The sequence below is a fragment of the Pedobacter sp. ASV28 genome (assembly GCF_016428855.1).
GTDB lineage: Bacteria > Bacteroidota > Bacteroidia > Sphingobacteriales > Sphingobacteriaceae > Pedobacter.
On the sequence record NZ_JAELTN010000041.1, the window covers coordinates 44,814 to 51,939 of the forward strand.

At 40.2% G+C, this 7,126-nt stretch carries 7 protein-coding genes; all 7 read left to right on the forward strand.

Translation table 11 applies throughout. The features are described from left to right. Window positions 1-20: 20 nt before the first annotated feature. The 7 genes from JHD79_RS15230 to JHD79_RS15260 all read left to right on the forward strand — a co-directional run bounded on the left by JHD79_RS15230 (window position 21) and on the right by JHD79_RS15260 (window position 7,102). Window positions 21-1,175, forward strand: coding sequence for a Gfo/Idh/MocA family protein (locus JHD79_RS15230; RefSeq protein ID WP_199120157.1), 1,155 nt, complete (start codon window positions 21-23; stop codon window positions 1,173-1,175). Between the two features lie 6 nt (window positions 1,176-1,181). After that, the gene (locus JHD79_RS15235; RefSeq protein ID WP_199120158.1) at window positions 1,182-2,240 is read left to right on the forward strand and encodes a sugar phosphate isomerase/epimerase; all 1,059 of its coding nucleotides are present in this window, start codon (window positions 1,182-1,184) and stop codon (window positions 2,238-2,240) included. A 55-nt stretch (window positions 2,241-2,295) separates the two neighbouring features. Continuing rightward, window positions 2,296-2,685 carry a c-type cytochrome gene (locus JHD79_RS15240; protein WP_199120159.1) on the forward strand — a complete coding sequence of 130 codons (390 nt, stop codon included), beginning with the start codon at window positions 2,296-2,298 and terminating at the stop codon, window positions 2,683-2,685. 25 nt (window positions 2,686-2,710) lie between these two features. Beyond that, window positions 2,711-4,168, forward strand: coding sequence for a Gfo/Idh/MocA family protein (locus JHD79_RS15245; RefSeq protein ID WP_199120160.1), 1,458 nt, complete (start codon window positions 2,711-2,713; stop codon window positions 4,166-4,168). A gap of 40 nt (window positions 4,169-4,208) precedes the next feature. Further along, window positions 4,209-4,898 (forward strand): DUF1080 domain-containing protein, encoded by a 690-nt coding sequence (locus JHD79_RS15250; RefSeq protein ID WP_199120161.1) that lies wholly within the window; start codon window positions 4,209-4,211, stop codon window positions 4,896-4,898. A 90-nt stretch (window positions 4,899-4,988) separates the two neighbouring features. Continuing rightward, window positions 4,989-6,215 carry a nucleoside permease gene (locus JHD79_RS15255; RefSeq protein ID WP_199120162.1) on the forward strand — a complete coding sequence of 409 codons (1,227 nt, stop codon included), beginning with the start codon at window positions 4,989-4,991 and terminating at the stop codon, window positions 6,213-6,215. A gap of 2 nt (window positions 6,216-6,217) precedes the next feature. After that, on the forward strand, window positions 6,218-7,102 hold the full coding sequence (locus tag JHD79_RS15260; protein ID WP_199120163.1) for a sugar phosphate isomerase/epimerase: 885 nt from the start codon (window positions 6,218-6,220) through the stop codon (window positions 7,100-7,102). Window positions 7,103-7,126: the final 24 nt, after the last annotated feature.

The following is a 7,126-nucleotide window of genomic DNA, read 5'->3' on the forward strand; positions in this document are numbered from 1 at the left end:
AAACTTACACCCTCCAAAATATGAAAGAAAAAATAAGAATGGGAATGGTTGGTGGTGGCAAAAATGCCTTTATAGGTGCCGTACACCGTATAGCCGCCAATCTAGATGGATTGATCGAACTTTGCTGTGGTGCGTTGAGTGCCAATGCAGAAAATGCTAAAATATCAGGTAGAGCACTCTTTCTACCTGAAGACCGTATCTATACTTCGTATAAGGAAATGTTCGAAAACGAAAGTCGGTTGCCAGTAGGCAAAAGAATGCAATTTGTGAGCATCGTAACCCCAAACCACCTTCATTTTGAGCCGGCAATGTTAGCCTTGGAACATGGGTTTAACGTTATGATAGATAAACCTATCACCTTTACCCTAGCCGAAGCCAAAGCCCTACAACAAAAAGTAGAAGAAACAGGCTTACAGCTTTGTCTTACCCATACTTATGCTGGCTACCCCATGGTGAAACAGGCTAGGGAAATGGTAAAAAACGGTGATCTGGGTGAGATTAGAAAAGTGTGTGTTAACTATCCCCAGGGCTGGCTAAGTAAGGCAACAAGCGCAGACAACAAACAGGCCGCCTGGCGCACAGACCCCTCAAAAAGTGGGATTAGTGGCTGCATGGGCGATATCGGAACTCATGCTGCTCAACTGGCAGAATACATTTCCAACTTAGAAATTACCAAAATCTGCGCCGACCTGAATATTGTTGTAGCAGGTAGGGCACTAGACGACGATGGTAATGTTTTGTTGAAATTTAATAATGGTGCCAATGGGCTGTTAATGGCAAGCCAAATTGCCACTGGAGAAGAAAATGCCCTAAAAATTAATGTTTATGGAGAAAAAGGCAGCTTAGAATGGCATCAAATGGAACCCAACACCCTAATGGTGAAATGGCCAGATCAACCTGCTCAGCGCTATAGAACAGGCAGCGATTACCTATACCCTATTGCCAAACACAACACCAGAACGCCTTCTGGACATCCAGAAGGTTATTTAGAAGCTTTTGCCAATATTTACAGGAACTTTGCACTTACGCTAAATGCTAAACAAAATGGAGAAATCCCTAGCCCAGAAATACTGGATTTCCCAACGGCAAAAGACGGAGTGAGGGGAATGGCCTTCATAGAAAATGTAGTAGCCTCTAACCAATCAGACAAAAAATGGCATAATTTTATAGTTTAACGAAACATGACAACAATAAAAGGACCTGCAGTATTCTTAGCTCAATTTATAGGGGATGAGCCCCCCTTCAACTCTCTGGATTCCATTTGTAAATGGGCTGCTGATTTGGGTTTTAAAGGTATCCAAATGCCTACGCTAGACAATCGTTTTATCGATTTAAAACTAGCGGCGGAAAGCAAAACCTATGCTGATGAGTTAACCGGAAAAGTAGCTGCCCATGGTTTAAAAATAACTGAACTTTCTACACACTTGCAAGGACAATTGGTAGCGGTTCATCCAGCTTATAACGAATTATTTGATGCTTTTGCTGTTCCAGAAGTTAAAAACAATCCCAAAGCACGTACCGAATGGGCGATACAACAGTTAAAGTATGCAGCAAAAGCTTCCCAAAACTTAGGACTAAATGCGCATGCTACCTTTAGTGGTTCTTTATTATGGCAGTATTTCCATCCATGGCCACAACGTCCAGAAGGGTTGGTAGATGAAGCCTTTACCGAACTGGCCAAACGTTGGTTACCTATTTTAAATGAATTTGACAATTGTGGTGTAGACGTTTGCTATGAAATCCATCCCGGGGAAGATCTGTTTGATGGGATAACCTACGAAATGTTCCTCGACAAAGTGGACCAGCACCCTAGAGCCTGCCTATTATATGACCCTTCCCATTTTGTATTGCAACAATTGGATTATATTCAATACATTGATTTCTATCATGAACGAATAAAAGCTTTCCATGTTAAAGACGCAGAATTCAACCCAACGGGCAAACAGGGAACTTTTGGTGGCTACCAAAGTTGGGCCAACCGAGCTGGCCGTTACCGCTCTCCAGGCGATGGGCAGGTAGATTTTAAAACCATTTTTAGCAAACTGAGCCAATATGATTTTAAAGGATGGGCCGTAATGGAATGGGAATGCTGCATCAAGAACCAACAAGATGGCGCCAGAGAAGGTGCCGAATTCATAAAGAACCGCATTATCAACGTGACCGATAAAGCTTTTGATGATTTTGCAGCGTCGGGAAGTGATGCTACCTTTAATAAAAAGATATTAGGTTTATCATCGTAAATTGTAATCTCCCATATCACACAAAATCCTAAATACAAAACAAAATATAACACTAATGAAAAAAACCATTTTAATCCTGGGAGCTAGCGTAATTTTTTTGGCTTCCTTTACCAAAGCTAAACCAGAAAATGAGCCTGCCATTAATATCAGTGCCCCTACCGTAACTAATATCAGTACCATGCAAATGAGTGGTGGTGAGCTGTTGATCAACAAATCAGACTGTATTGGATGCCATCATAAGATCAATAAATTGATTGGTCCATCTTATACCGACATTGCCAAGAAGTACCCTTCAACCGATAAGAATATCGACTATTTGGCCGATAAGATTATTAAGGGTGGTTCTGGAGTTTGGGGCAAAATTCCAATGACACCACATCCAAAAATTTCTACTAACGATGCCAAATTAATGGCCAAGTATATCTTATCTTTAAAAAAGAAATAAGGAAAATCAACCAAAAACCAAAGTTATGAACCAGGCAAATGACCATAAAGACCACCAAAGTCGACGTAATTTTTTAAAAGCAAGCGCTATAGCCTCTGCGTTTATGATCGTACCTCGTCATGTACTTGGGGGCAAAGGTTTTCTTGCGCCAAGCGACCGACTTATCGTGGCGGGTATAGGTGTAGGCGGCAAAGGTGAAAGCGATTTAAAATTAATTCACGAAAGCGGTAAAGCTGAAATTGCCTATTTATGTGATGTAGATACACGCCAGGCAGCTAACAGTGTAAAACGTTTCCCGAAAGCTAAACTCTACAAAGATTGGCGGGAAATGTACGACAAAGAGCATAAAAATTTTGATGCCGTTACAGTTTCCACCCCAGATCATAATCATGCCATACAAACCTTGGCTGCCATGCAGCTGCGCAAGCACGTATATGTGCAAAAGCCTTTAACTCACGACATTTACGAAGCTCGCATACTTACTGCGGCGGCTAAAAAATACAAAGTAGTAACTCAAATGGGGAACCAAGGTGCCAGTAACGATGGCCCTCGTTTATTACGCGAATGGTACGATGCAGGCTTAATTGGCGATGTACATACGATCTATGCCTGGACCGACAGGCCTGTTTGGCCACAAGGTATTCCTTGGTCTAAAAATAAGGCAGAGATCCCTAAAGAACTCGACTGGAATTTATGGTTGGGCACCGCTCCCTACAAGGAATATGTAGATAAACTTGTTCCATTTAATTGGCGTGGATGGTGGGATTATGGAACTGGCGCTTTGGGCGACATGGGCTGCCACCTATTAGAAACCCCTTTCAGCGTATTAAATTTAAAATATGCCACAGAAGTAGAAGCCAGTGTGGGTTCGGTGTATTACGACTCGTTTAAACGCGGATATTATCCTGAAAGCTGTCCTCCTTCTAGCCACGTAACCTTAAAATTCCCTAAAACAGATAAAACCCTTGGTGATGTAACCGTACATTGGATGGATGGTGGCATACAACCTACACGTCCAGAAGAACTTGGCGCAAATGAAGTTTTTGGAGATGGCGGAAATGGCACCTTATTCATTGGCACAAAAGGTAAAATGATGAGCAATACTTATGGCGACAAGGCCCGTCTACTCCCGCTTTCCAGAAATGAGAATTTAAATATAGCCCAAAAATTTGCCCGTGTACCTAACCAGGCCAATGGTCACTATGGCCAATGGGTAGAGGCTTGTATTGCCGGTCATGGCAAAAAAGAACTGAGCTCTCCATTTGAAATTGCAGGACCGCTTACCGAATGCTTATTAATGGCCAATTTAGCCATTAGGGCCGCTGATATTCAAAAGATAAATGATAAAGGAAAGGAAACTTATCCAGGCAGGTACCGTAAATTACTGTGGAACAACGAGCAGATGAAAGTTACCAATTTTGACGATGTGAACCAGTTCGTGAAAAGAGATTATCGTGAAGGTTGGTCATTAGGTGAAAAATAACCCTTCAAATTCGTTAATATCAATTTAAAAAATAAAATTTATGAAAAAATATATTGCAACAGTAGTAGTTTTGTTTGCCACAGTTACCTCGCAAACAATGGCCCAAAAAAACAAAGGCTTTACCCCTATTTTTGATGGAAAAACTACCAATGGTTGGCATACTTACGGTAAAGATTTTGTAGGCAAGGGATGGAAAGCAGAAGATGGCGTATTACACTTCGATCCCAAAGCAAGAAATAACGACAATGGCGATCTGGTGACCGATAAGGAGTACGGAAACTTCCATTTAAAAGTAGAATGGAAAGTGGCTCCGAAATCGAACAGCGGTATCATATTCTATGTAAATGAGGACCTATCCAAATACAAGCAGACCTACTTAACCGGACCAGAAATGCAGGTACTGGACAATGATGGTCATCCAGATGGTAAGATTACCAAGCACCGTGCCGGCGATCTATACGATTTGATCAAAAGCACCAGTGAGCCAGTAAAACCTGTTGGAGAATGGAATAAGGCAGAAATCATTAGTAACAAAGGTAAGCTGACCTTTATATTAAATGGAGTTACAGTGGTAAAAACCACCATGTGGGACGAAAACTGGAAAAATCTGATTGCTGGAAGCAAGTTTGCAAAATGGGACGGTTTTGGCACTTATAAAACTGGCAAAATAGCTTTACAGGATCACGGTGATGAAGTTTGGTTCCGTAACATTATGATTAAAGAATTATAAAAAGGAAACAGGAATTAGTGATTAGGAATCAGTAAAACTTTTCCTGCCAAAAAACTAACCAACCATAAACTAAAAAACCATCAACTAAATATGAACTCAACAACTCGCTTCAAGCTATCCTTTATGATGTTCCTCGAATTTTTTATTTGGGGTGGATGGTTTGTAACATTAGGTACTTTCCTTGATAAAAACTTAACTGCCTCTGGACCAGAAATAGGCGCTGTTTTCTCTACGCAATCTTGGGGGGCCATTATTGCACCTTTTATCATAGGACTGATTGCCGATAGGTACTTCAACGCAGAAAAGATATTGGGTGTTTTGCATATCATTGGTGCCATCTTAATGTATCAGATGTATAGTGCTACCGACATCAGTATATTTTATCCATATGTTTTCGCCTATATGGTATTATACATGCCAACCCTCGCATTGGTAAATTCTGTGTCCTTCAATCAAATGGGCGATCCCGAAAAAGAATTTTCGAACATTAGAATTTGGGGTACCATTGGATGGATATTAGCTGGCGTATTAATCAGCTACTTCTTTCATTGGGATTCTCAGGAAGCTTCGGCTAGTGGAGCACTTAAAAACACTTTCTTGATGTCTGCAGTAGCCTCATTATCATTGGGAATTTTTAGCTTTTTATTGCCAAAAACGCCTCCAAAAAACAAGTCTACCGAAAAGATAAAAATTTCAGAGATCTTAGGTTTAGACGCCCTGAAGCTACTTAAAGATAAAAACTTCCTGATTTTCTTCATCTCATCGATATTAATCTGCATTCCTCTCGCCTTTTACTATCAAAATGCGAACCTATTCCTATCTAAAATAGGCGTAGATAATCCAACAGGAAAAATGACCATTGGTCAAGTATCTGAAGTATTGTTTCTACTCGCCATCCCTGTTTTCTTCAAAAAGTTCGGCTTTAAAAAGACAATTCTGGTAGGTATGTTAGCTTGGACAGTGAGGTATATATTATTTGCATTTGGAAATGCTGGAGAACTTAGTTTCATGCTCATTCTAGGTATTGCTTTACATGGAATTTGTTATGATTTTTTCTTCGTTTCGGGTCAGATATATACCAATTCAAAAGCAGGAGAGAAATTCAAGAGTTCTGCACAAGGATTGATCACCTTAGCTACTTATGGTGTTGGGATGTTAATTGGCTTTATAGTAGCCGGTCAAATCACCGAAACCTATAAAGTAAATGGCATAGAAGATTGGAAAATGATTTGGGTTATCCCTGCGGGCATAGCTTTCATCGTTTTCCTATTATTTAGTTTATTATTTAACGATAAAACAAAAACAGAAGCTGCTTAACGATGACGACTAGAAGAAATTTTATTAAAGATGCGGGGCTAATTGCTACAGGTTTAGCAATGGCTCCTTCATTTGCCAATGCCCTGATCAGTAAACCACAAGCCACTATCGGTTTACAACTATACACCCTTAGGGATATCATCGGAAAAGATGTGAAAGGGGTAATTGAAAAAGTAGCCAAAGCTGGATACAAAGAAGTAGAAACCTATAGCTATGCGCCTAAAGGTAGTTTTTGGGGATTAACGCCAAAAGCATTCAAATCTTTATTAGATGCCAATGGCCTATATGCCCCAAGTGGACATTTTAGTTTCGAGAACTACATTACTTCAGGTAACCTGGACGATATAAAAGCCTACATTGAGGCCTCTAATATTTTGGGCAGCAAATATGTAGTAGCACCTTGGCTTTCAGAAAATCTACGTAAAACGGCCGACGATTACAAAAAAGTGGCGGAAAGATTGAATGTGGCGGGAGAACTCTGTATAAAATCGGGAATTAATGTAGCCTACCATAACCACGGTTTTGAGTTTGATAAACATGGCGATACCACAGGTTTTGACCTCCTTTTAGGAGGAACGGATCCCAACTTGGTTTATTACGAACTGGATTTATATTGGGCAGTATATGCTGGTCACGCGCCTATAGAGATTTTCAAAAAGTCTCCCCATAGGTTTAAAATGTGGCATGTAAAGGATATGGACAAGACCAACAGAAATTGGAATACGGAAATAGGAAAAGGTTCCATTGATTTCAAATCAATCTTTGAAAAAGCTTCCCTTTCGGGCGTAAAACACATCTATGTAGAACAGGAAACCAATTACAAACCTAATTACATCGAATCCATTGGGGAGAGTGCCAATTACATTAAAAATAATCTTCTTAAATAAAGATCGAACAGACTTACGAAGTTT